The sequence below is a fragment of the Streptomyces viridifaciens genome, assembly GCF_001888885.2.
Taxonomy (GTDB): domain Bacteria; phylum Actinomycetota; class Actinomycetes; order Streptomycetales; family Streptomycetaceae; genus Kitasatospora; species Kitasatospora aureofaciens.
Map to the genome: position 1 here is coordinate 5,129,087 of NZ_CP090841.1, position 21,234 is coordinate 5,150,320.

The window sequence follows — 21,234 nt, forward strand, 5'->3', positions numbered from 1 at the left end:
GGGCCAGCCGCCCGGAGAGGCGCGCGCAGTCGGCACCCAGCTGCGCCCCCGGCGCGCACCACGGGTGATCGACCGGCTATGCTGCCCGGGACGGCCTCGCGGGGCCGTCTGCTGCTGCCGTGGCCGGGAACCGGCGCGCGCGGCCAACCGGGGCGGTAGCTCAGCCGGTTAGAGCAGGGGACTCATAATCCCTTGGTCGTGGGTTCGAGTCCCACCCGCCCCACTTCTGATCCCCGTTCGGCCCTGAGGCCGACGGGTTCTTGCGGCGCGGTGAGAACAGACTGTACGCGCGCCGGCACGCTGCGTGGCGATGACGCGCCGAAGTTCACCCGCGTTGGGGAATTCACCGGGACCGCACGGGGCGCTCGCAGCCTTCGGGAACGCACCGCGCGACTTGTGGCGGCCCGGGTCGCCGTGGACGCCGCGGTCGAGATGTGGATGTGGCCTTCCCGCTGGACGGCGATGACGGGCCCACCGGGATCCTCTCGCAGCACACCCGCGCCATTCGCGCCGGACCGGACAACCGGAAGCCCCGTCGAACGGCGCGAAGGACGGCTGACGGCCCGCCGACTCCGCCGGTGTCGCCACGGTGTTGGCGGAGTCGGTCGATGCTCCTCCTGTTGCGTTGCCGCGAAAAAGTGATATCACTTTGACAGCAGCCGCAAGCACACCCGCGGCATCCATCGCACTGGGGGGAGTCGGTCCCGTGACCGCACCGCACATCGCCGTCGAGGACGGCCCTGACATCGACCTGCCGGCCCCGAAGATCACCGAGCGGGTCATCACCGGCGCCGCCGGCCTGCCGGTGCTCGGCGCCGCGCTGCTCGGCCTGCTCGCCGGGTTCGGCGCGCTGATCGCCGGAGGGGTCCAGATCAGCGGCGGCAGCAAGGGGGTGGGGATTCCGCTGGTGGTCGTCGGGCCGCTGGTGGTGCTCGGCTCGCTGCTGCTGCTGTGCGGGCTGACGGTCATCTCGCCCGGCCAGGCCCGGGTGGTCCAGCTGCTCGGCCGCTACCGCGGCACCATCCGCGCCGCCGGCCTGACCTGGGTGAACCCGTTCACCAGTCGCCGGCGGATCTCCACCCGGATCCGCAACCATGAGACCGAGACCACCAAGGTCAACGACGCGGACGGCAACCCGATCGAGATGGCCGCCGTGGTGGTGTGGCAGGTCGAGGACACCGCGATGGCGGTGTTCGAGGTGGACGACTACGTCGACTTCGTCGCCATCCAGACCGAGACGGCCGTACGGCACATCGCCACCAGCTACCCGTACGACGCCCACCACGAGGGGCAGTTGTCGCTGCGCGACGGTGCCGACGAGATCGCCCGCAAGCTCTCCGCCGAGATCGCCGCCCGGGTCGCCTCGGCGGGCGTACGGGTCATCGAGTCCCGGATCACCCGGCTCGCCTACGCTCCCGAGGTCGCCCAGGTGATGCTCCAGCGGCAGCAGGCCGGGGCAGTGGTGGCCGCCCGGCGGCTGATCGTCGAGGGTGCCGTCGGTATGGTCGAGGAGGCGCTGGACCGGCTCGCCGAGCGGGACGTGGTGGAGTTGGACGAGGAGCGCAAGGCCGCCATGGTGAGCAACCTCCTGGTGGTGCTCTGCGGCGACCGGGGCACCCAGCCCGTCGTGAACACGGGCTCCCTCTACCAGTAAGGGCGTGCGTTGGCGACGGAACGGAAGAAGCTCCTGCTGCGACTGGACCCTTCAGTTCACGACGCGCTGGCCCGGTGGGCCTCGGACGAACTGCGCAGCACCAACGCGCAGATCGAGTTCGTGCTCCGACGCGCCCTCACCGACGCGGGCCGCATGCCCAGCGGCGCGGCCGGGCTTCCCCGGCGCGGCCGACCGCCCAAGGAGGACCGGGGGAGCAGCGGTTCCGAAGAGGACTGACCGCACCTGCCGGGCCACCCAACAGATCTGCCGGATCGTCAAGATCTTTCGGAGACCGAGATGGACCTGCCCGTCAATCTGCCCGAGAAGCTCTACCTGCTCGCCCACGACCCGCGCCGCGGGCGGACCACCCAGCACTCCTCGCTCAACCTGCTGCTCCAGGCGGCGGCACTGACCGAACTGCTGCGCCGGGGCCTGCTCTACGAGGAGGGCCGCAAGGCCGTCGCCCGGGTCCGCGGCGGGGCCGCCGAGGACGGCCTCGACCCGTACAGCGCACGGCTGTTGGGCCGGATCAGGGAGTCCCGGCCGCACAGCTGGAGCACCTGGGTCGGCCGCGCCAGGAGCACCGGGCGCGACCAGCCCATCCGCTGGGTCCGGGACGGCCTGGCGGACGCGGGCCGGATCACCCTGCGGCCGCACCGGGTGGCCGGGCTGTTCCCGGTGACCCTGGTCACCCTGGACGATCCCGGGGCGCGCGAGGCCCTGGCGGCCGCCGTCGCCGGGGCACTGAAGGGCCCGCTGAGCCGGGTCGACCCGGCCGACGCGGCGCTGACCGCCCTGGTCGCGGCCGGGCGGCTGCGCTCCGTCCTGAGCGCCCGGCAGCGCCGCGAGCACCGGGCCCGGATCGCGAAGCTGGCTCCCGCCGCCGGGCCGGTCCCGCGCGCCCTCGGCAGGGCGCTGGCCTGGCAGATGGCGGGCCACGCGGCGCAGAGTGCGGCCGCGGGGTGACGGGCCGTCCACGGGGGTGACGGCCCGTCCCGGGGTAGCGGAGCCCGGTCGCCGGACAGGCGGCCGGGCCCCGGCTGTCCGGGGCCAGGGATCAGAGCCGCAGGCCAGGACCGCGGGCCGGGGCCGCGGGCGAGGGCCACGGGCCGGGACCATCGGTCAGGGCCACAAGCCAGGGCCCCTAAGCTGGTCGGATGCTCGAACCCGCCCTGCTGCCGACCCCGCTGGTGGACTGCACCGACGAGGCCTTCGCCCGGGCCGGGGTGGAGCTGCGGCTCAAGCGGGACGACCTGCTGCACCCGAGCGTCCCGGGCAACAAGTGGCGCAAGTTGGCGCCCAACCTGGCCGTCGCCGTCGAGCATGGCCACACCCGGCTGCTCACCTTCGGCGGGGCCTACTCCACCCACCTGCGGGCGGTCGCGGCGGCCGCCGGGGCGCTCGGACTGGAGAGCGTCGGGCTGGTGCGCGGCGAGGAGCTGGCCGACCGGCCGCGGAACTGGTCGCTGCGGGCCGCCGAGGAGTCCGGGATGCGGCTGGAGTTCCTCACCCGGGCCGCCTACCGGGAGGCCACCGGCCGGGCCGGCGACGGCGACGGTGCGGAAGTGCAGCGCCGCTGGGGCCCGTGCCTGGTGCTCCCGGAGGGCGGCTCCAACGCCCTGGCGGCGGTCGGCGCGGCCGCGATCCCGGCCGAACTGCCGGACCTGGACCGGCGCGACGTGGTCTGCTGCCCGGTCGGCACCGGCGGCACCCTGGCCGGCATCGCGGCGGGCCTGCCGCCGGGCGCGCGGGCGCTCGGGGTGGCCGTGCTGCGCGGCGGCGAGGGCTACCTGGAGGCGGAGGTCGCCCGGCTGCACCGGGCCGGCTTCGGGCGCGAGTTCGCCAACTGGCGGATCGACCACGGCCACCACGGCGGCGGTTACGGCAAGGTCCCGCCCGAACTGGCCGCCTTCGCAGGGGAGTTCGAGCGACGCCACGGCATCCCGGTGGAGCGCCGGTACGTCGCCAAACTGCTCGCCGCACTGGCCGACCTGGCCGGGGCGGGCGCCTTCCCGCGCGGCACCCGCCTGACGGCCGTGGTCACCGGCCTGCCGGACCCGGAGTAGGGCTCGCTACGACCCGAAGGTCAGGTCGGCGCACGGGTCGGTGTCGGCGCCCCGGGTGTTCTCCGCTATGCCGGTCGGGACCCCGCTGGGCGCGGTGCTCGGTGCGGCGGTCGGCGCGCCGCCGGGGGTCGCCGAGGGGGAGGAGACCGAGTTCAGCTGGGTGCCGGCGGCCTGGTAGTCGGCGCCGAGGGTGACGGTGACGGCGCCCGAGCCGGCTTCCTCGACCGTGCGGGCGCCGGGGAAGAGCGCCGCGACCTGGTCGGCGGTGGCCTTCAGGGCCGGGTCGTAGGAGACCTCGGTGTGCTGCTTGCCCGGCTGGTTGGCGCCCAGCACGACGTTCTGGAAGCCGCGTCCCTTGAGGGTCTCGGCGCCGGAGCCGGCCAGTCCGGCGGTGCCGACGCCGTTGACCACCGTGATCGGGGCCGCGGCCTGGTCGGGGGTGAGCGGTGCGTTCGCGCTGGGCGAGGCGGAGGCGGACGCGGAGGCGGTGGCCGCGCCGGTGCCGGCGGTGCTGTGCCCGTCCAGGGTGCGGTCCTCGCGCAGCAGCTTCCACAGGTCGTCGGCGTCCGGCTGGACCAGCCGCACCCGGTCCCCGGCGAAGCGCCAGGGGGCGGTCACGAAGGTGACGTCCGAGAGCTTGATGTCCTCCAGGGAACGGGCGAAGTCGACCAGCTTCATCGCGGTGCCGAGCCCCTCGTCCACGGTGAGCGACTTGGTGGCGGCGTCGGCCAGCGGCAGCAGGGTGGGCAGCGAGAAGCCCTGGTCCTGGACCTTCTTGATCATCGAGGAGAGGAAGGCCTGCTGGCGCTTCATCCGGCCTATGTCGGAGTTGTCGCCGATGCCGTGGCGCGCCCGCAGGTAGTCCACCGCGGACTTCCCGGAGAGGTTCTGCAGCCCCTTCTTGAGCTGTATGCCGTACTCGTTGACGTCGTTGGGCACGCAGGCCTGCACGCCGCCGATGGCGTCGGTCATCGCGGCGGCGCCCTTGAAGTCGACGACGATGGTGTGGTCGACGCGCAGCCCGGTGAGCTTCTCCACGGTGTTCTGGGTGCAGGCCGGGTTGCCCTTGGGGAGCTCGCCGAGGCTGAACGCCGAGTTGAACATCTGGTCGTTGCGCGGCTTGCTCCAGGTGCCGTCCGCCAGCTTGCAGGACGGAATGGTGACCAGGGTGTCGCGGGGGATGGAGACGCCGACGGCGTGCTTGTGGTCGGCGTAGACGTGCACCAGGATCGCGGTGTCCGAGTTGCCGACGCCCTCGTCGCCGCCGCCCAGCGAGTTGTTGCCGTCGTCCCGGGTGTCGGAGCCCAGCAGCAGCACGTTGACCGGTACCTGGGCGCCGGGGCTGGCCGGGACGGGCGCCGGCGGGCGCTCGGTTGCGACGCCGGCCGCGGAGAAGGTCGTGATGTTGCTGTCCAGCCGGTGGTAGAACCAGGCTCCGGCCCCCACCACCGACAGCACCAGAACGGCGGCCAGGCCGATGGCGGTCCGCAGGTAGCGGCGACGGCGCGTGCTGCTGCTCATCCTCCGTGCCCCCCGTCTTCAGTTTCCAGCGTTCGATGTTCGAACGTTAGACGTTCCGGAAGGCTGTTCGGTTACCTCCGGAGGGGAGGGGAATCGACCTGCGGGGCTGTGATGCTGGTCACGCCCCCGGGCCGGAGGCGCCGGTGAGCATCCGTCGGAGCAGGTCGCGCAGCATCGTCCGCTCCTCCGGGCCGAGCGCGGCGAGCGGCTCGCGGGCGAAGTTGAGCGACTCGCGCAGCTCCTCGGAGGCGGCCGAGCCGGTCTCGGTGGCGGCGACCAGCTTGACCCGGCGGTCCTGCCGGTCGGCCTCGCGGGTGACGAAGCCGCGTGCCTCCAGCCGGTCGACGATGCCGGTGATGTTGGAGGGCTCGCAGCTGAGCGTCTGGGCGATGTGCCGCATCGGCAGCGGGCCGCGCCGCAGCAGGGCGAGCACCTTGGCCTGGGCGCCGGTGAGCGAGCGGGCGGCGGCGGCCTCCTCGTACTCGCGGTGGAAGAGCGCGACGAGGTTGGCCATCAGGTCGACGACCTCGCGGGTGATCTCGTCGGACTGCGGCGTGGCGACCTCGGTCGGCTGAGTGTCCATGGCCCAGAGTCTAACCTGAAAAGTTGACAAGGTGAACCTTTCATGCCCATCGTTACTTCAGTTGCTCAACCTTTCACCTCCGCAACCCCCTCCAAGGAGCACCTCCATGGCAGAACAGGCCGCCCCCGCCACCGCCCGTGAATGGCACCTCGCCGCCCGCCCCCAGGGCTGGCCGGTGCCCGCCGACTTCGCCCTGGTCGAGGCCCCGGTCCGGACCCCGGGCCCGGGCGAGATCCTGGTCCGCAACACCCACCTCTCGGTGGACCCGTACATGCGCGGCCGGATGAACGACGTGAAGTCGTACGTGCCCCCGTTCCAGCTCGGCCAGGCCATGGACGGCGGCGCCGTCGGCTACGTGGTCGCCTCCGAGGCGGAGGGCTTCGCGCCGGGCGACGCCGTGCTGCACGGGCTCGGCTGGCGCGAGTACGCCACCCTGGACGCGAAGCACGCGGTCAAGGTCGACCCGGAGGCCGCCCCGCTCTCCGCCTACCTCGGCGTGCTCGGCATGCCCGGCCTGACCGCCTACGCCGGGCTGCTCGCCGTCGGCGGCCTCAAGGAGGGCGACAAGGTCTTCGTCTCCGGCGCGGCCGGCGCGGTGGGTTCGCTGGTCGGCCAGATCGCGAAGCTCAAGGGCGCCTCGCTGGTGGTCGGTTCGGCCGGCTCGGCGGAGAAGGTCGCCAAGCTGGTGGACGAGTACGGCTTCGACGCCGCGTTCAACTACAAGGACGCCCCGGTCGCCGAGCAGCTCGCCAAGGCCGCCCCGGAGGGCATCGACCTCTACTTCGACAACGTCGGCGGCGACCACCTGGAGGCCGCGATCGGCGCCCTCGGCGTGCACGGCCGCGCGGTGCTCTGCGGCGCGATCGCCCAGTACAACGAGACCACCGCGCCCGCCGCCCCGCGCAACCTGGCGATGGCGATCGGCAAGCGGCTGCGCCTGGAGGGCATGCTGGTGCGCGACCACGCCGCCCTGCAGCCGCAGTTCGTCACCGAGGTGGCCGGCTGGCTGAGGTCCGGCGAGCTGCGCACCGAGGAGACCGTGGTGGACGGCTTCGAGAACGCCGCCCAGGCCTTCATCGACCTGCTGCGCGGCGTCAACACCGGCAAGATGGTCGTCCGCCTGGACGGCTGACCCCTCGTCAGGAGTCGACGACCGCCCCGCCGCCCCGACCGGGGCGCGCGGGGCGGCTCGCGTGCACGGCGCAGAGGATCCGGCCGCACTACCCCATTCCGGCCGGATCCGAAAGTGTGTCATCCATCGCGCGGCGCCGCGCGGTACGGTGGTCCCGCCCGGCGATGGGGCCGTTCGGGGGAGAGATCCGGCCGAGGGGTAGACCTCGTTGAGGATTCGACTAGCATTGAGCGAAAGCCTGTCCGTTTTGCTCAATTTAGTAGCTTAATGTCGGCTAACGTGAGTAACTGCGGATCAACTGCAGGCACGAGGCAGCTGGGGAAGGCGACCCTCGTCCACAGCCTGGAGGTCCCGGTGACGACACGTGGAGTTCTGTACATCCACTCCGCGCCCCGCGCGCTGTGCCCGCACGTCGAGTGGGCCGTCGCGGGGGTGCTCGGTGTGCGGGTGGGCCTGGACTGGATCCGCCAGCCGGCCGCACCCGGGCACTGGCGCGCCGAGCTCTCCTGGCAGGGGGAGCCCGGCACCGCCTCGAAGCTCGCCTCCGCGCTGCGCGGCTGGCAGCTCATGCGGTACGAGGTGACCAGCGAGCCCTGTGCCACGGCGGAGGGGGAGCGCTACAGCAGCACGCCCTCGCTCGGCATCTTCCACGCCGTCACCGGCATCCACGGCGACATCCTGATCCCCGAGGACCGGCTGCGGGCCGTCCTGCTGCGCGCCCGCAGCGAGGGCGCGGACCTGGAGGCCGAGATCGCCCGGCTGCTGGGCAAGCCCTGGGACGACGAGCTGGAGCCCTTCCGGTACGCGGGCGAGGGCGCACCGGTGCGCTGGCTGCACCAGGTGGTCTGACAGGCGGACGGTCCGAGGCCGGCCGGCCCGCACACCCGGTGTCCGCATACCTGGTGTCCGCACGGCCGACGGGTGCGCCGAAGGGGCCGGCGCTCACGGAGAGCGCCGGCCCCTTGTGTTGACGTCGGGCGTCAGCGGGTGCGGAAGGCCAGCACCACGTTGTGGCCGCCGAAGCCGAACGAGTTGTTCAGCGCGGCGATCCGGCCCTCGGGCAGCGGGGTGGCCTCGGTGACGATCTTCGCGTCCACCTCGTCGTCGAGCTCCTCGACGTTGATGGTCGGCGGGGCGACCCGGTGGTACAGCGCCTGCACGGTGGCGACGGTCTCGATGCCGCCGGCGCCGCCCAGCAGGTGACCGGTCATCGACTTGGTGGCCGAGACCAGGATGTGGTCGAGGTCCTCGCCCAGTTCCTTGCGCAGCGCCTTCAGCTCCGCGGTGTCGCCCTGCGGGGTCGACGTGGCGTGCGCGTTGACGTGCACGATCTCGGACTTGTCCAGCGGGTTGCGCTCGAACAGGTCGGCCAGCGCGCGGGCCACGCCGGCGCCGGTCGGCTCGGGCTGGGCGATGTGGTGGGCGTCCGAGGACAGGCCCTGGCCGACCGCCTCGCAGTAGATCCGGGCGCCACGGGCCTCCGCGTGCTCCAGCGACTCCAGCACGACCACGCCGGCGCCCTCGCCCAGCACGAAGCCGTCGCGGGCCTTGTCGTACGGACGCGAGGCGCGCTCGGGGGCGTCGTTGTTCTTGGACATCGCCATCATGTTGGCGAACGCGGCGATCGGCAGCGGGTGGATCGCCGCCTCGGTGCCGCCGGCCACCACCACGTCGGCGCGGCCGCTGCGGATCATCTCGATCGCGTAGCCGATCGCCTCGGCGCCGGAGGCGCAGGCGGAGACGGGGGTGTGCACACCCGCGCGGGCGCCGACCTCCAGACCGACGTTGGCCGCCGGGGAGTTGGGCATCAGCATCGGGACGGTGTGCGGGGAGACCTTGCGGGCGCCCTTGTCCTTCAGTACGTCGTACTGGTCGAGGAGGGTGGTGACGCCGCCGATGCCGGAGGCGATCACGGCGCCCAGGCGCTCGGGGGCGAGCTTGGAGGACTCGTCGGTGGCCGGGGTCTCGAAGCCGGCGTCAGACCAGGCCTCGCGGGCGGCGATCAGCGCGAACTGGGCCGAGCGGTCCAGCTTCCGGGCCAGCGGGCGGGGCAGGATCTCGCCCGGCTCGACCGCGACGCGCGCGGCGATCCGGACCGGCAGGTCCTCGGCCCACTCCTCGGTCAGGGCCGCCACGCCGGAGCGCCCGGCGACCAGGTTCTCCCAGGTCGTGGCGGCGTCGCCGCCCAGCGGCGTGAAGGCGCCGATACCCGTGACGACCACGGCTCGGTTCTCAGCGGTCACTGGTTTGTCTTCTTTCACGTTCGTGCGGGGTCGGCGGCGAGCCGAAGAAGGGCCCGGCCGGGCGCCCGGTGGGGCGTCCCGGCCGGCGGGTCGGTCTGGCTCGGGGAGCCGGACCGACGGGTCAGCCGTCCGAGGCGTGGCTCACGCCGGACGGGCTGGGCGATTCGAACGAGTCGATCGCTCAGGCGGCGTTGGTGAGGATGTAGTTCACCGCGTCGCCGACGGTCTTCAGGTTCTTGACCTCGTCGTCCGGGATCTTGACGTCGAAGCGCTCCTCGGCGGCCACGACGACCTCGACCATGGACAGCGAGTCGACGTCCAGGTCGTCGGTGAAGGACTTGTCCAGCTGGACGTCCTCGACCGGGATGCCGGCGATCTCGTTGACGATCTCGGCGAGACCTTCCTGGACCTCGTTCTGCGTAGCCATACTGGCTGCTCCTCTTCGGTGTTGAACGTGTCCGACCGTCGGCCGAACACGGGCTTGTGGATGGATGGGGGCGAAACGCGCCTAGGGGAGCGTAACGACTGCCGCGGCGTAGACGAGACCCGCCCCGAACCCGATGATCAGCGCGAGGTCGCCGCTGTGGGCCTCGCCGGACTCCAGCATGCGTTCCATCGCCAGCGGGATGGAGGCGGCGGAGGTGTTGCCGGTCTCGGCGATGTCACGGGCGACCGGCACCGACGCCGGCAGCTTGAGCGCCTTGATCATGGCGTCGGTGATCCGCATGTTGGCCTGGTGCGGGATGAAGGCGCCGAGCTGGTCGGCGGTGATCCCGGCGGCGTCCAGCGCCTGCTGGGCCACCTTGGCCATCTCCCAGACCGCCCAGCGGAAGACCGGCTGGCCGTCCATCCGCAGGGCCGGCCACTTCTGCTCCTCGCCCTGGCCGTTGATCGCGTCGGGCTTGGCGAAGGCGGTGTCCCAGGCCTGGGTCTGGCTGATGACGTCGGCCTGCGAGCCGTCCGAGCCCCAGATCAGCTTGCCGATGCCGGGCGTGTTCGACGGGCCGACGATCGCGGCGCCGGCGCCGTCACCGAAGATGAAGGCGGTCGAGCGGTCCGACTTGTCGGTCAGGTCGCTGAGCCGCTCGACGCCGATCACCAGCACGTACTCGGCGTTGCCACCGCGGACCATGCCGTCGGCCAGGCCCAGGCCGTACCCGAAGCCGGCACAGGCGGCCGAGATGTCGAAGGCCGGGGCGGTGCCGCAGCCGAGCCGCTGGGCGATCTCGGTGGCGATCGCGGGGGTCTGCTTGAGGTGCGAGACGGTCGAGACGATCACGCCGCCGATCTGCTCGGGGGTGATGCCCGCCTGCGCGATGGCCTTGCCGGCGGCCTGCACCGACATCTCGGCGACGCTCTCCTCCGGGCCCGCCCAGCGGCGCTCGGCGATCCCGCTGCGGGTGCGGATCCACTCGTCCGAGGAGTCGATCCACTCCAGCACCTCGGAGTTGGGGATGACCCGGACCGGGCGGTAGCCGCCGACACCGTGGATGCGGGAGTACTGCGCGCCGGTGGCGGGACGGATCTGCGGCTTGGTCATGCCTGCTCCTCCTGGTCCTGACCGCCGTGCTCGGCGACGAGCTCGCGCGCCTTGTCCAGATCGGCCGGGGTCTTCAGGGCGAGCGTGGCCACCCCCTTGAGGTTGCGCTTGAGCAGCGCGGTGAGCGTGCCCGCGGGGGACAGCTCGATCACGGCGGTCGCGCCCAGCCGGCCGAGGGTCTCCATGCAGAGGTCCCAGCGGACCGGGTTGGAGACCTGCGACACCAGGCGCGCCAGCACCTCGGCGCCGGAGTCGACGACGCCGCCGTCCTTGTTGGAGACGTAGCGGACCTGCGGGTCGGCCACGGTCAGGCTCGGGGCCAGCGCGGCCAGCCGCTCGACGCCGGGGGCCATGTGCTCGGTGTGGAAGGCGCCGGCCACCTTGAGCGCGATCAGCTTGGCGCCGGCCGGCGGGTCCGCCTTCAGCGCCTCCAGCTGGGCCAGCGTGCCGGCCGCGACGATCTGGCCGCCGCCGTTGTTGTTGGCAGCGGTCAGCCCGTGCTCGGCCAGCTTCTTCGCGACCTCCTCCGCGTCGCCGCCGAGCACGGCGGTCATGCCGGTCTCGGTGACGGCGGCGGCCTCGGCCATGGCCCGGCCGCGCTCGCGGACGAAGGCCAGCGCGTCGTGGGCGCTGAGCACCCCGGCACCGGCCGCGGCGGTGATCTCGCCGACGCTGTGGCCGGCGACGGCGCCGACCAGCTTGCGGGCGTCCGCCTCGTCCGGGAACAGCTCACGGGCGGTCACCAGACCGGCCGCGACCAGCAGCGGCTGGGCGACGGCGGTGTCCTTGATCTCCTCGGCGGACGCCTCGGTGCCGGCGTGCACCAGGTCGAGACCGGCGACCTCCGACCAGCCGCGCAGGCGGTCGGCGACACCGTCGAGCTCCAGCCAGGAGCTGAGGAAACCGGGGGACTGGGCACCCTGTCCAGGGGCGACGATTACGAGCACGGTTCAACCCTCTCTCGCCAGGCGCCCAGGGGCGGGTAGGCGACGGTAACGAAGAAAACCATCCGGGATTGTATGGTCCCTACACCCCGGCCCGGCCCGGCTCCGCGGCGGAGGTCAGTCGGCCGAGGGCCAGTGCGATCCGCAGGGTGAAGGCCGAACGTACGTCGGAGGGCGCGTACCCCGTGACGTCGGTCACACGTCGTAGCCGGTAGCGCACCGTGTTGGGGTGCACGAAGAGCATCCGGGCCGCGCCTTCCAGCGAGGACGCCTGCTCCAGGTAGACGCTCAGCGTCTCCAGCAGGGCGGAGCCGGCCTCGTCCAGCGGTGTGTAGATCTCCTCCACCAACTGACGGCGGGCGGCCTGGTCGCCGGCCAGCGCCCGTTCGGGCAGCAGGTCGTCGGCGAGCACCGGGCGCGGGGCGTCCGGCCAGGCGGCACAGGCGCGCAGACCGGCCGCGGCGGCGTGCGCCGAGCGGGTCGCCGAGAGCAGGTCCGGCACGGTCGGGCCGATCACCACCGGGCCCGGCGCGAACTGGCCGATCAGCGCCCGGGCGGCGTGCACCGGCTCCTTGTCGCCGCCGACCACGACCACCAGGCGCTTGCCCAGCACCCCGGTCAGCACGTTCAGCTTGGCGTACCGGGCGGCCCGCCGGATCGCCTCGACCACGAGCTCGCTGTCGCCGTCCGGGGCGCTGCCCATCACCACCCGCACCTGGCTGGGCTGCCCCCAGCCGAGGGCGGCGGCGCGGGACAGCACGCCCTCGTCGGCGTCGCCGGACAGCAGGGAGTTGACCACCAGCGCTTCCAGCCGGGCGTCCCAGGCGCCGCGCGCCTCGGCGGCCTGGGCGTACACCTGGGCGGTGGCGAAGGCGATCTCCCGGGCGTAGACCAGCACGGACTCGCGCATGTCCGCCTCGTCGCCCGGGGCGGCCACCTCCTCGATGGCCTCCTCCATCACCTCGATCGTGGTGCGGATCAGCTCGACGGTCTGGCGCAGGGTGATCGCCCTGGTCAGCTCGCGCGGGGCGGTGCCGAAGACGTCGGTGGAGATCGCCCGGGCGGCCTCGGGATGGCGGTACCACTCGGTGAAGGCGGCGATGCCGGCCTGGGCGACCAGGCCGATCCAGGAGCGGTGCTCCGGCGGCATCCGCCGGTACCAGCCGAGCTGGTCGTCCATCCGCGCGATCGCGGCGGTGGCCAGCTTGCCCGAGGACTTCTCCAGCCGCTTGAGCGTCGCCGCCCGGCGCTCGGCGCGCTCGGCGGCGTTTCTGCGCTCCTGCGCCGTCAGGCGGGGCGCCGGGCGGCCGGGGCGGTCGCGGCCGGCCCGGGGAGCGGGGCTCTTCCCGGAGGGTTCGGTCGTGGGACTGGGTTCGCTCTTGGAGTTCGCGGAAGCGGCTGGCACAAGGACAAGACTGCCTCACGCGAGTGGCTGCTCGTGCACACCCCCCGGCGCAGGGGCGCGGTGGCCGCGGTCGCACCGGCTACGGTGAGGAGCGTGACCGACGCACCTGAACGCCCCCGCGCCGACCTGCGCCGCACCGCCGAGCGCTACCGCTCCACCCCCGCCGAGGGCATCGAGACCCGACACGCGTTCTCCTTCTCCGGCCACTACGACCCGAAGAACACCCACTTCGGCGCGCTGCTGGCGTGCAACGAGGAACTCCTCGCGCCCGGCGCCGGGTTCGAGGAGCACAAGCACCGGGACACCGAGATCCTCACCTGGGTGCTGGAGGGCGCGCTGGCCCACCGGGACTCGCGCGGTCACAGCGGCGTGGTGCGCCCGGGCATGATCCAGCACCTCAGCGCGGGCTCCGGGGTCACCCACACCGAGCGCAACCTCGGCGGCGCCACCGGGCCGGTGCGCTTCGTCCAGATGTGGCTGCAGCCGGACGAGCTCGACGCCACCCCCGGGTACGGGCTGCGCAGGGTGGAACCGGCGGACGGCGGGTTGACGCTGCTGGCCTCCGGGATGGAGCGGGACGCCGGAACGGACGCCCTGCGGCTGCGCCGCCGCGACGCCGCGCTCTGGCTGGCCACCGCCGGCCCGTGGCAGCCGCTGCCCCAGCTGCCGGCGGCGCCCTGGCGGTACGCGCACCTGACGGCCGGCTCGCTGGGGTACCGGACGATTCCGGGGCCCAAGGGCGGCGGCCGTTCGATGGAGCCCGGCGACAGCGTGCGGATCACCGGCGAGGCCTTCGCCGACCCGGCGGCGGGCGGGACCGGCGCCGAACTCCTGCTCTGGGAGATGCACTCGCCGGTCTCGTACGGCTAGCCCCTCAGCTGTCCAGCTGGGCGAGCTCGGCCAGGACGGCGTCGGACAGCTGCGGCCAGGCGTCGACCGACCAGGGGCCGAAGTCCTGGTCGGTGAGCGCGACGCAGGCCACGCCGGCCTGCGGATCGACCCAGAGGAAGGTGCCGGACTGGCCGAAGTGGCCGAAGGTCTCGGGGGAGTTGGCGGTGCCGGTCCAGTGCGGGCTCTTGCCGTCGCGGATCTCGAAGCCGAGGCCCCAGTCGTTGGGGCGGCGGTGGCCGTAGCCGGGCAGCACGCCGCTGGTGCCCGGGAAGGCGACCTCGCGGGTGGCCCGGCGGACGGTGGACGGGTCGAGCAGCTTCGGGGACTGGAGCTCGGCGGCGAACCGGGCGAGGTCGGCCACCGTGGACAGGCCGCCGGCGCCGGCCGGGGACTTGCTCGCCGTGTTGATCACGGTGTCGCGCATGCCCAGCGGCTCGAACACGGCCTCGGCGGCGTACTGGTGGAAGGCGATCCCGGCGGCCTCGGCCAGGGTCAGGGCGAGCACGTCGAAACCGGCGTTGGAGTAGAGCCGGCGGTTGCCGGGCTCGGCGAACACCCGGTTCTCGTCGAAGCCGAGGCCGGAGGTGTGGGCGAGCAGGTGGCGGACGGTCGAGCCGGGCGGGCCGGCCGGGTCGTCCAGCTCGAACACGCCCTCCTCCAGGGCGACCAGTGCCGCGTAGGAGGTGAGCAGCTTGGTCACCGAGGCCAGCGGGAAGAGGTGCTGCTGGGGCCCGTGGGTGCCCAGCACCGCGCCGTCCGATCCCCGGACGACCGCAGCGGCGGCGTGGGGCACGGGCCAGTTCTCGATCATCCGCAGGCTCTTCATGCGGTCGACTCTAGCCGGGGCCGGAGCCGGGTGGTGGGGCCACCCGGGTGGATGGCTTGCTTGGAGTGCACTCCAACTCGGTAGCGTCGTGGTCGTCACAGGACAGGGGGAATCGATCATGGCCACACCCGTGCGTGCCCAGGCCGGTCTGCGCAGCTGTGCGGAGGTGTTCAACCACCCCGTCGGCGACGCGGACCGGACCGCGCGGCACACCATCAGCGAGGTCGCGGCGGCCAGCGGGCTGACCGCCCACACCCTGCGCTGGTACGAACGGATCGGCCTGCTCGACCCGGTCGACCGCGCGGTCGGCGGCCAGCGCCGCTACAGCGACGGCGACCTGCACCGGCTGGCCTTCCTGGGCCGGCTGCGGCTGACCGGGATGTCGGTGGCGGACATGCTCAAGTACGTCGACATGGTCCGCCGCGGCGAACAGACCTACGTGGAGCGCCGACATCTGCTGGAGGCGCAGCGCGAGGAGGTCCGGCAGCGGATCGTCGACCTCCAGGCCACCCTGGCCGTCCTGGACCACAAGATCGATCTCTACGCCGGGATGATCGCCGACGCCGCCGGCGCCCCGGCCCAGTGCCAGTACTACCGAGCAGAGGAAGAGCAGAGCGCATGACTCACCCCCTCCTTCCCACCGCCCCCCTCGGCACCGACGGCCCGCTGGTGGGCGTCCAGGGCCTCGGCTGCATGGGCATGAGCGAGTTCTACGGCCCGACCGACTCCGACGAGGCGCTCGCCACGCTGGACGCCGCCCTGGAGCTGGGTGTCACGCTGTTCGACACCGCGGACATGTACGGTTCCGGCCGCAACGAGGAGTTCATCGGCCCGTTCGTCCGGGCCAACCGGGACAAGGTGGTGCTCGCCACCAAGTTCGCCATCGAGCGCGACCCGGCAGACCCGACCAAGCGCGCCATCCGCAACGACCCGGCGTACATCCGTACCGCCGTGGAGGGCTCGTTGCGCCGCCTCGGCGTGGACGTGATCGACCTGTACTACATGCACCGCCGCAACCCGGAGGTGCCGCTGGCCGAATCGGTCGGCGCCATGGCCGAGTTGGTCCAGGCCGGCAAGGTGCGCCGGCTGGGCCTGTCCGAGGTGACCGGGGCCGAGCTGCGCGAGGCGCACGCCGTCCACCCGATCGCCGCGGTGCAGTCCGAGTGGTCGGTGTTCGCCCGTGACGTCGAGCGCTCGGCGGTGCCGGCCGCGGCCGAGCTGGGCGTCGCCTTCGTGCCGTACTCGCCGCTCGGACGCGGCTTCCTGACCGGCGCCTTCCAGGACGCCGCGACGCTGGCGGCGGACGACTTCCGCCGCACCCACCCGCGGTACACCGGTGAGAACGCCGTCGCCAACGCCGAACTGCTCAGCCCGATGCGGAAGATCGCCGAGGCCCACGAGGCGACGCTCGCCCAGGTCGCGCTGGCCTGGGTGCACCAGCGGGCCGAGGTGCACGGGCTGACCGTCGTGCCGATCCCGGGCACCCGCAAGCGCAACCGACTGGCGGAGAACACCGCGGCGGCGACCCTGCGGCTGAGCGCGGAGGAGCTGGCGCTGCTGGAGCCGCTGGCCGGCCAGGTGGCGGGGGACCGCTACGCGGACATGCGCAACACCTCGGTCGGACGGGAGTAAGTGCCCGCGGGGTCCGGGGGATCGGCGACTCCCCGGACCCCCGGGTCCCGAGGCACTCAGGCCTTGCGGCCCAGCCAGGCGGCCAGCCGGGTGTGGACGTCGGCGTCCTCGGCGGCCGGCCGCACCGCCCCGAACGGGACGCCCTCGACCCGGCTCTCCGGCGGCAGGATCAGCTGGGCGACGGCCAGCGCGGTGCCGGCCACCTCGTCGTCCAGCACGAAGCCGTTGTCGAGGGCGGTCGCGATGTCCCAACAGTGGGTGCCGAGTTCCATCACGTAGCCGCCGACCGCGACCGCTCCGGGCACCTCGCCCCAGGGGGCGACGGTCGGGCGGCCCAGCTTGCTGTCGTCCGCCCAGGCGGCGGTCACCCGGGCGCGGGCCCGGTCCAGCACGGCCGTCCAGCCGTCGTCCGAGGGGTCCTCGATGGCGGCCACGACGTCCTGGGCGTGACCGCCCTCGCCCATGTACGCGAAGCGGTGGATGCCGCCGATCACGTGGTTCAGCAGCTGACGCAGCGTGTACTCCTCGCAGGGAGTGGGCCGGTCGAGGTCGGCGGGGGTGATGGTGGCGAACAGCCGGTCCAGCTGGGCGAGGGCGGTGAGGTACTGCGGGCGGGCGTCCTGGACGGCGCTCATCTGTGGTCAGCTCCCTTGTGGGGTCGGGTGGTTCGGGCGGCCCTCGCGGGCTCGGAACGCAATCTGCCAGTAAAACCTGACAACGGCCGTCAGGATTTTTGGGATCCTGGCGTCATGAAGGCCGACCGCCTGCTCTCGATCCTGCTGCTGCTCCAGACCCGCGGCCGGGTGCCCGCCACCGAACTGGCCGAACGGCTGGAGGTGTCCGTCCGCACCATCTACCGGGACGTCGAGTCCCTCTCCGCCGCCGGGGTGCCGGTGTTCACCGAACGCGGCCGGCACGGCGGCATCAACCTGCTGCCCGGCTACCGCACGGACGTCACCGGGCTGACCGCCGACGAGGCCCGGGCCCTGTTCGTGCTCTCCACCCAGGGCGCGCACAGCGACCTCGGACTGGACGGCGCGCTCGGCTCGGCGCTGCGCAAGGTGATGGCGGCGCTGCCCGCCCCGCACCGCCCGGCTGCCGAGCGGGTCAGCGAGCGCATCCTGGTCGACCCGGCCCGCTGGATGCAGAACTCCCAGCCGGGCGCCGCCGGGCTGCCGGACCTGGGCGAGCTGCAGTACGCCGTGTTCGCCGACCGGCGGCTGCGGCTGCGCTACCGGCACAGCGGCACGCCCGCGCCGGTGGAGTACACCGTCGACCCGTACGGCCTGGTGAACAAGGCCACGGTCTGGTACCTGGTGGCCGATCTGCACGGCGAGCCGCGGCTGTTCCGGGCCGACCGGGTGCTGAGCGCCGAGACCACCGAGGAGACGGTCCGCCGCCGGGCCGGGGTGGCGCTCGGCGAGGTGTGGGCGGCGCTGCGCGAGCAGGTGGAGCGACTGCCCAAGGACGTACCGGCCCGGGTGCGGGTCCGGCGCGGGCGGCTGGACCTGTTCCTGCGCCTCCACGGCGGCCGGGTCACGGCTCCGCCGCCGGAGTCCGGGGCCGGTCCGGCCGAGGAGTGGGTGGAGCTGGCGCTGGCCTTCCCGGCCGCGGCGGCCGTCCGCGCGCTGCTGGCCTTCGGCGCGGACGTCGAGGTGCTGGCCCCGCCGGCCGCCCGGCGCGAGCTGGCCCGGGCGGCGGCGGAGGCCCTGCGGCTCTACCGGGACGAAGACGGAACCTAGGTGTTGGGCTGCGCCCGGACCACGTCGCGGTAGTCCCCGAGGGAGATGGCCGCGAAGTTGTGCAGGCTGTCGGTGCCGTCGGTGAGGTAGCCGTTGTGGCCGGCGGCGCGGGCGGAGGAGATCTGCTCGGCGCCGAAGCCGTTGCCGGTCGGGTCGGCGCCGTGGCCGAGCTTGCCGACCTCCAGGAACGGGACGTTGCCGATCCAGTCGCTGGGGTTGCGGGTGGCCCACACGTGCACGCCGCCGCCGAGTTCGCCGGCGGACTGGACGCCCATGCCGGGGCTGCCGAACACCATCATGTCGGTGATGCCCGAGGTGTCGGACGGCGAGGCGGCCGCGCGCGGGATCTTCGGGGCGGCGGTGCCGCAGACCACCGAGCCGTAGGAGTGGCAGAGCAGCGCCGGGGGAGCGTCCGGCCGGGTGGTCTCCTTGAGGCCGGCCAGCAGGCGCTGCAGCCTGGGAGCGGCGACGTCGGCGAGCCGGGAGGTGGCCGCGTCCGGGCCGAGGCCGGAGGGGGTGACGTACCCGGTCCAGGCGATCACGGCGGTACGGGTCTTCGGGGCCTGGCGCTGCTCCTCGGCGTACAGGGCGCGGGCCATGCCGGCCGCGCCGCGCAGCGGCTCGGCCGACTGGTCGAAATGGCCCAGGTCGGCGTCCGAGCCGGGGACGACCACGGAGACCCGCTCGGCGTCGGCGAGGTCGCCCCAGACCTCGGTGACCAGGCCCCGGCCGCGCGGGTCGAAGGCGAGGATCTGCCGGCCGGGGGCGAGCAGGCGGTCGACGTCGTTGGCGCGGGAGACGGCCAGTGCCCGGGTGTCGGCGTCCAGCTTCTTGTCGGCCGCGCGGACCCGGGCGGCGTCGCGCTCGTCGGCGAGCGCGATCCGGTTGGCGCGGTAGCGCAGGTCCAGCGGGGCGCCGTCGTAGTTGCCGACGACCAGCGGGTACTGCTTGACCAGCCGGTCCAGCTCGGTGGGGGCGAGCGAGGCGAAGAAGGCGGCGGCGTCGGCCGGGCTGGTGGTGGCCGGGTCGGGCAGGGAGCGGCCGAAGGAGTGGTCCTGCACCCAGGCGGAGCTGCCGGCCGGGGGCGTGGAGATCGCCAGCTGCTCGGAGGAGACCGCGGCCGCGGCGGCCGAGGCACCCGCGTCGGCGAGCACGGCACAACCCGCGAACGCCCCGATCAGTACCCGCTTCCAGCGTCGGGGCTTGCGCACCGCACCAACTCCCTCGGGGCCCGTCACCGATTCTCGGGCGGTGCCCGGAGGGTGCGATATGGACTGCTGACTTCCCTGCGCAAGCGTAGAGGTCACGAGACGGTGACGGGCGCGCCTAAACTGTGGGATGGATCACATGAACCGTGCGTGTCCTTCCGGCGTCCTTGTGGGGCCCTTCGAAGGGTGCTGAGCGGAGTTCCGGGCGTCGAGCTCGCCGACCAGCCGCTTGGGTGCCGTCCGCCGCCAGGCCTCGGTGACCAGGTCCTGCAGCTCCTCCGGGTCGACCAGGTCCAGCCGGACGCTCACCCAGCCGTGCCGCCCGACGTACCGGGCGAAGGAGAACACCTCGGGCTCGGCGGCGATCAGCTCGGCCTGGTCCTCGCGCGAGGCCTTGACGGTGACGCTGTCGCCGTCGGGCGAGCCCATCGCGAAGACCTTGCCGCGGACCCGCAGCGTCTCGATGCCCCAGGTCGGCTCCTGGGCGGCCTCCGGCAGGGTCAGGGCCATCGCGCGGAACTCGTCGAACGTCACCATGGGGGGAGGTTAGAGCAGGGCGCCGACAGCGCGCGCCGGTCCGCGCCCCGCGCGTGCCGTGGTCGACGGCGTGCGTCACACCATCCCCAGCGCGTACACGGCGAAGAGCGCCGCCGCGGCGCCGGCCAGCGCCTTGCCGATCCGGGAGAAGGCCGTCCAGGGGCCGTCGAAACGCCGGGCGAACCACCCGATCGCCACCAGGGCGGCGCCGAACAGCGGGAGCAGGGCCAGTCGGGCGGCCACCCAGCCGAGCGAGTCCGGCGCGGTGGTCAGACCGGGCAGGGCGCCGAGGCCGGCCGCACCGGGCACCGCCACGGCGAGCATCGCGCTCTGGTGCCAGCAGAAGATCGTCATCGCCGACAGGTTGACCACCACCACCGGCAGCCAGAGAAGCGGACGGCGGCTCAGCAGCCGTCCCAGCCGCTCCCGCAGCAGCACGGCGGCGCCGCACTGAACCGCCGCCAGGGCGAGCACCAGCAGGGACGGCGGGTGCGAGTTGGTCCGCTCGGCGCCCGGTACACCCACCATGCTGGCCGGGTAGTGGAACACGACCAGCAGCGCGGCGAACAGCGCGCCGCCACCGAGCAGCAGCGCCCGGGCCGCCGGACGGCCGAGCCGGCCCTGCGCCCACAGCACGCCCAGCTGGTAGCCGAACATCCAGCCCGGCAGCAGGTTCAGCAGCCCGACCCAGGACGGCACCGCCTCGGCCCACGGCCCGTACCGCAGCAGGTCGACCACGGCGACCGCGGCCACCAGCAGGCCCGCCGACCAGAGGCCGAGCCGCCGCCCGAAGGCCGCGCAGAGCGGAGTGAGCGCGGTCAGCGCCAGGTACACCCCGATGTACCAGAGCGGCTGCACCACCAGGGTCGCGCCGGTGCGCAGGGTGTCCGCGGGCACGCCGAGCCGGGGCAGCAGCGGGATCAGCAGCGCCCACACCGCCGTCACCCCGAGCACCGGCCGCAGCAGCCGGACGGTCCTGGCACGCAGCCAACTCCCGTACGGCAGGCCCTTCTCCCGGGCCCGCTCGAGCGAGCGGACCGAGGAGTGGCCGCCGACCAGGAAGAACACCCCCAGCATCTGGAGCACCCAGCTGGCCGGGGCGAAGAAGCCGAGCGAGGAGAGCGGGCTGGCGTTGTGCAGGGCGCCGTCGGGGGAGAGGGTCAGGCCGCCGAGCATCCAGTGGCCGATCGGGACGGAGAGCAGGGCGAGGGCGCGCAGCCCGTCCAGGGCGCGGTCGCGGGTGGCGGGGGTCTTCGCGTCGACCTTCTCGGCGGCGCGGCGCAGGGCGGTGAGCGGGTGGGCCATGGTGG

General features: G+C 73.5%; 22 protein-coding genes and 1 tRNA gene. 11 read left to right on the forward strand and 12 right to left on the reverse strand.

The window, feature by feature from the left end; genetic code table 11:
* The first annotated feature begins 149 nt into the window (after window positions 1-149).
* The 5 genes from BOQ63_RS30085 (at window position 150) to BOQ63_RS30105 (ending at window position 3,720) form a co-directional block, all read left to right on the forward strand.
* Window positions 150-223 (forward strand) — tRNA-Ile (locus BOQ63_RS30085).
* A gap of 483 nt (window positions 224-706) precedes the next feature.
* Window positions 707-1,654, forward strand: a complete 948-nt coding sequence (locus BOQ63_RS30090) for an SPFH domain-containing protein (RefSeq protein ID WP_197697996.1) — start codon at window positions 707-709, stop codon at window positions 1,652-1,654.
* 9 nt (window positions 1,655-1,663) lie between these two features.
* Window positions 1,664-1,891 carry a type II toxin-antitoxin system antitoxin gene (locus tag BOQ63_RS30095; protein WP_030287590.1) on the forward strand — a complete coding sequence of 76 codons (228 nt, stop codon included), beginning with the start codon at window positions 1,664-1,666 and terminating at the stop codon, window positions 1,889-1,891.
* 60 nt (window positions 1,892-1,951) lie between these two features.
* Window positions 1,952-2,620, forward strand: a complete 669-nt coding sequence (locus tag BOQ63_RS30100) for a GOLPH3/VPS74 family protein (RefSeq protein WP_030287588.1) — start codon at window positions 1,952-1,954, stop codon at window positions 2,618-2,620.
* A 191-nt stretch (window positions 2,621-2,811) separates the two neighbouring features.
* Complete coding sequence (locus BOQ63_RS30105; RefSeq protein WP_030553436.1) at window positions 2,812-3,720, forward strand: 1-aminocyclopropane-1-carboxylate deaminase/D-cysteine desulfhydrase; 909 nt, start codon at window positions 2,812-2,814, stop codon at window positions 3,718-3,720.
* 6 nt (window positions 3,721-3,726) lie between these two features.
* Here BOQ63_RS30105 and BOQ63_RS30110 read toward each other — a convergent pair whose 3' ends face one another.
* Both BOQ63_RS30110 and BOQ63_RS30115 read right to left on the reverse strand, forming a co-directional pair.
* Window positions 3,727-5,241, reverse strand: coding sequence for an LCP family protein (locus BOQ63_RS30110; protein WP_030553434.1), 1,515 nt, complete (start codon window positions 5,239-5,241; stop codon window positions 3,727-3,729).
* Between the two features lie 118 nt (window positions 5,242-5,359).
* A complete protein-coding gene (locus BOQ63_RS30115; protein WP_030287583.1) occupies window positions 5,360-5,824 on the reverse strand; it encodes a MarR family winged helix-turn-helix transcriptional regulator in 465 nt (154 codons plus the stop codon).
* 106 nt (window positions 5,825-5,930) lie between these two features.
* Here BOQ63_RS30115 and BOQ63_RS30120 point away from each other — a divergent pair, with 106 nt between their 5' ends.
* Both BOQ63_RS30120 and BOQ63_RS30125 read left to right on the forward strand, forming a co-directional pair.
* The gene (locus BOQ63_RS30120) at window positions 5,931-6,956 is read left to right on the forward strand and encodes an NADP-dependent oxidoreductase (protein WP_030287581.1); all 1,026 of its coding nucleotides are present in this window, start codon (window positions 5,931-5,933) and stop codon (window positions 6,954-6,956) included.
* Window positions 6,957-7,310: 354 nt separating this feature from the next.
* A complete protein-coding gene (locus tag BOQ63_RS30125; RefSeq protein ID WP_030287579.1) occupies window positions 7,311-7,805 on the forward strand; it encodes a DUF3145 domain-containing protein in 495 nt (164 codons plus the stop codon).
* 131 nt (window positions 7,806-7,936) lie between these two features.
* Here BOQ63_RS30125 and fabF read toward each other — a convergent pair whose 3' ends face one another.
* The 5 genes from fabF to BOQ63_RS30150 all read right to left on the reverse strand — a co-directional run bounded on the left by fabF (window position 7,937) and on the right by BOQ63_RS30150 (window position 12,974).
* The gene (fabF, locus tag BOQ63_RS30130; RefSeq protein WP_030287577.1) at window positions 7,937-9,199 is read right to left on the reverse strand and encodes a beta-ketoacyl-ACP synthase II; all 1,263 of its coding nucleotides are present in this window, start codon (window positions 9,197-9,199) and stop codon (window positions 7,937-7,939) included.
* Window positions 9,200-9,380: 181 nt separating this feature from the next.
* Window positions 9,381-9,626, reverse strand: coding sequence for an acyl carrier protein (locus tag BOQ63_RS30135; RefSeq protein ID WP_030287575.1), 246 nt, complete (start codon window positions 9,624-9,626; stop codon window positions 9,381-9,383).
* A gap of 81 nt (window positions 9,627-9,707) precedes the next feature.
* Entirely contained in the window at window positions 9,708-10,739 is a 1,032-nt protein-coding gene (locus BOQ63_RS30140; RefSeq protein ID WP_030287573.1) for a beta-ketoacyl-ACP synthase III, read from the reverse strand.
* The gene (locus tag BOQ63_RS30145) at window positions 10,736-11,686 is read right to left on the reverse strand and encodes an ACP S-malonyltransferase (protein ID WP_030287572.1); all 951 of its coding nucleotides are present in this window, start codon (window positions 11,684-11,686) and stop codon (window positions 10,736-10,738) included. The genes BOQ63_RS30140 and BOQ63_RS30145 overlap by 4 nt, the downstream gene beginning before the upstream one ends.
* Window positions 11,687-11,765: 79 nt before the next feature.
* Window positions 11,766-12,974 (reverse strand): PucR family transcriptional regulator, encoded by a 1,209-nt coding sequence (locus BOQ63_RS30150; protein ID WP_046386013.1) that lies wholly within the window; start codon window positions 12,972-12,974, stop codon window positions 11,766-11,768.
* Between the two features lie 207 nt (window positions 12,975-13,181).
* Between BOQ63_RS30150 and BOQ63_RS30155 the strand changes: the two genes are divergently transcribed.
* Window positions 13,182-13,958, forward strand: a complete 777-nt coding sequence (locus tag BOQ63_RS30155; RefSeq protein ID WP_030553429.1) for a pirin family protein — start codon at window positions 13,182-13,184, stop codon at window positions 13,956-13,958.
* Between the two features lie 4 nt (window positions 13,959-13,962).
* Here BOQ63_RS30155 and BOQ63_RS30160 read toward each other — a convergent pair whose 3' ends face one another.
* Entirely contained in the window at window positions 13,963-14,805 is an 843-nt protein-coding gene (locus BOQ63_RS30160; protein WP_072655262.1) for a serine hydrolase domain-containing protein, read from the reverse strand.
* A 118-nt stretch (window positions 14,806-14,923) separates the two neighbouring features.
* On the opposite strand from BOQ63_RS30160, the gene BOQ63_RS30165 reads away from it, so the two are divergent.
* Window positions 14,924-15,427, forward strand: a complete 504-nt coding sequence (locus BOQ63_RS30165; RefSeq protein ID WP_063737966.1) for a MerR family transcriptional regulator — start codon at window positions 14,924-14,926, stop codon at window positions 15,425-15,427.
* On the forward strand, window positions 15,424-16,437 hold the full coding sequence (locus BOQ63_RS30170) for an aldo/keto reductase (RefSeq protein WP_072655263.1): 1,014 nt from the start codon (window positions 15,424-15,426) through the stop codon (window positions 16,435-16,437). The genes BOQ63_RS30165 and BOQ63_RS30170 overlap by 4 nt, the downstream gene beginning before the upstream one ends.
* A gap of 56 nt (window positions 16,438-16,493) precedes the next feature.
* On the opposite strand, the gene BOQ63_RS30175 is transcribed toward BOQ63_RS30170, so the two are convergent.
* The gene (locus tag BOQ63_RS30175) at window positions 16,494-17,072 is read right to left on the reverse strand and encodes a TIGR03086 family metal-binding protein (RefSeq protein ID WP_030287560.1); all 579 of its coding nucleotides are present in this window, start codon (window positions 17,070-17,072) and stop codon (window positions 16,494-16,496) included.
* A 114-nt stretch (window positions 17,073-17,186) separates the two neighbouring features.
* Between BOQ63_RS30175 and BOQ63_RS30180 the strand changes: the two genes are divergently transcribed.
* A complete protein-coding gene (locus BOQ63_RS30180) occupies window positions 17,187-18,179 on the forward strand; it encodes a helix-turn-helix transcriptional regulator (RefSeq protein WP_030287558.1) in 993 nt (330 codons plus the stop codon).
* On the opposite strand, the gene BOQ63_RS30185 is transcribed toward BOQ63_RS30180, so the two are convergent.
* From BOQ63_RS30185 to BOQ63_RS30195, 3 genes are all read right to left on the reverse strand, one after another.
* Window positions 18,176-19,390: an alpha/beta hydrolase gene (locus tag BOQ63_RS30185; protein ID WP_030287556.1), complete on the reverse strand. Its 1,215-nt coding sequence runs from the start codon at window positions 19,388-19,390 to the stop codon at window positions 18,176-18,178. The genes BOQ63_RS30180 and BOQ63_RS30185 overlap by 4 nt on opposite strands.
* Before the next feature lie 132 nt (window positions 19,391-19,522).
* The gene (locus BOQ63_RS30190; RefSeq protein ID WP_046387369.1) at window positions 19,523-19,924 is read right to left on the reverse strand and encodes an MmcQ/YjbR family DNA-binding protein; all 402 of its coding nucleotides are present in this window, start codon (window positions 19,922-19,924) and stop codon (window positions 19,523-19,525) included.
* A gap of 75 nt (window positions 19,925-19,999) precedes the next feature.
* Window positions 20,000-21,229, reverse strand: coding sequence for an acyltransferase family protein (locus BOQ63_RS30195; protein WP_030287552.1), 1,230 nt, complete (start codon window positions 21,227-21,229; stop codon window positions 20,000-20,002).
* Between the last annotated feature and the right edge of the window lie 5 nt (window positions 21,230-21,234).

Excerpts from the sequence above, each read along its gene's own strand:
- BOQ63_RS30100 (WP_030287588.1), top strand. The coding sequence starts at position 1,952 with ATGGACCTGCCCGTCAATCTGCCCGAGAAGCTCTACCTGCTCGCCCAC.
- BOQ63_RS30105 (WP_030553436.1), top strand. The coding sequence starts at position 2,812 with ATGCTCGAACCCGCCCTGCTGCCGACCCCGCTGGTGGACTGCACCGAC.
- BOQ63_RS30110 (WP_030553434.1), bottom strand. The coding sequence starts at position 5,241 with ATGAGCAGCAGCACGCGCCGTCGCCGCTACCTGCGGACCGCCATCGGC.
- BOQ63_RS30115 (WP_030287583.1), bottom strand. The coding sequence starts at position 5,824 with ATGGACACTCAGCCGACCGAGGTCGCCACGCCGCAGTCCGACGAGATC.
- BOQ63_RS30120 (WP_030287581.1), top strand. The coding sequence starts at position 5,931 with ATGGCAGAACAGGCCGCCCCCGCCACCGCCCGTGAATGGCACCTCGCC.
- BOQ63_RS30135 (WP_030287575.1), bottom strand. The coding sequence starts at position 9,626 with ATGGCTACGCAGAACGAGGTCCAGGAAGGTCTCGCCGAGATCGTCAAC.
- BOQ63_RS30140 (WP_030287573.1), bottom strand. The coding sequence starts at position 10,739 with ATGACCAAGCCGCAGATCCGTCCCGCCACCGGCGCGCAGTACTCCCGC.
- BOQ63_RS30160 (WP_072655262.1), bottom strand. The coding sequence starts at position 14,805 with ATGAAGAGCCTGCGGATGATCGAGAACTGGCCCGTGCCCCACGCCGCC.
- BOQ63_RS30165 (WP_063737966.1), top strand. The coding sequence starts at position 14,924 with ATGGCCACACCCGTGCGTGCCCAGGCCGGTCTGCGCAGCTGTGCGGAG.
- BOQ63_RS30170 (WP_072655263.1), top strand. The coding sequence starts at position 15,424 with ATGACTCACCCCCTCCTTCCCACCGCCCCCCTCGGCACCGACGGCCCG.
- BOQ63_RS30175 (WP_030287560.1), bottom strand. The coding sequence starts at position 17,072 with ATGAGCGCCGTCCAGGACGCCCGCCCGCAGTACCTCACCGCCCTCGCC.
- BOQ63_RS30180 (WP_030287558.1), top strand. The coding sequence starts at position 17,187 with ATGAAGGCCGACCGCCTGCTCTCGATCCTGCTGCTGCTCCAGACCCGC.
- BOQ63_RS30190 (WP_046387369.1), bottom strand. The coding sequence starts at position 19,924 with ATGGTGACGTTCGACGAGTTCCGCGCGATGGCCCTGACCCTGCCGGAG.
- BOQ63_RS30195 (WP_030287552.1), bottom strand. The coding sequence starts at position 21,229 with ATGGCCCACCCGCTCACCGCCCTGCGCCGCGCCGCCGAGAAGGTCGAC.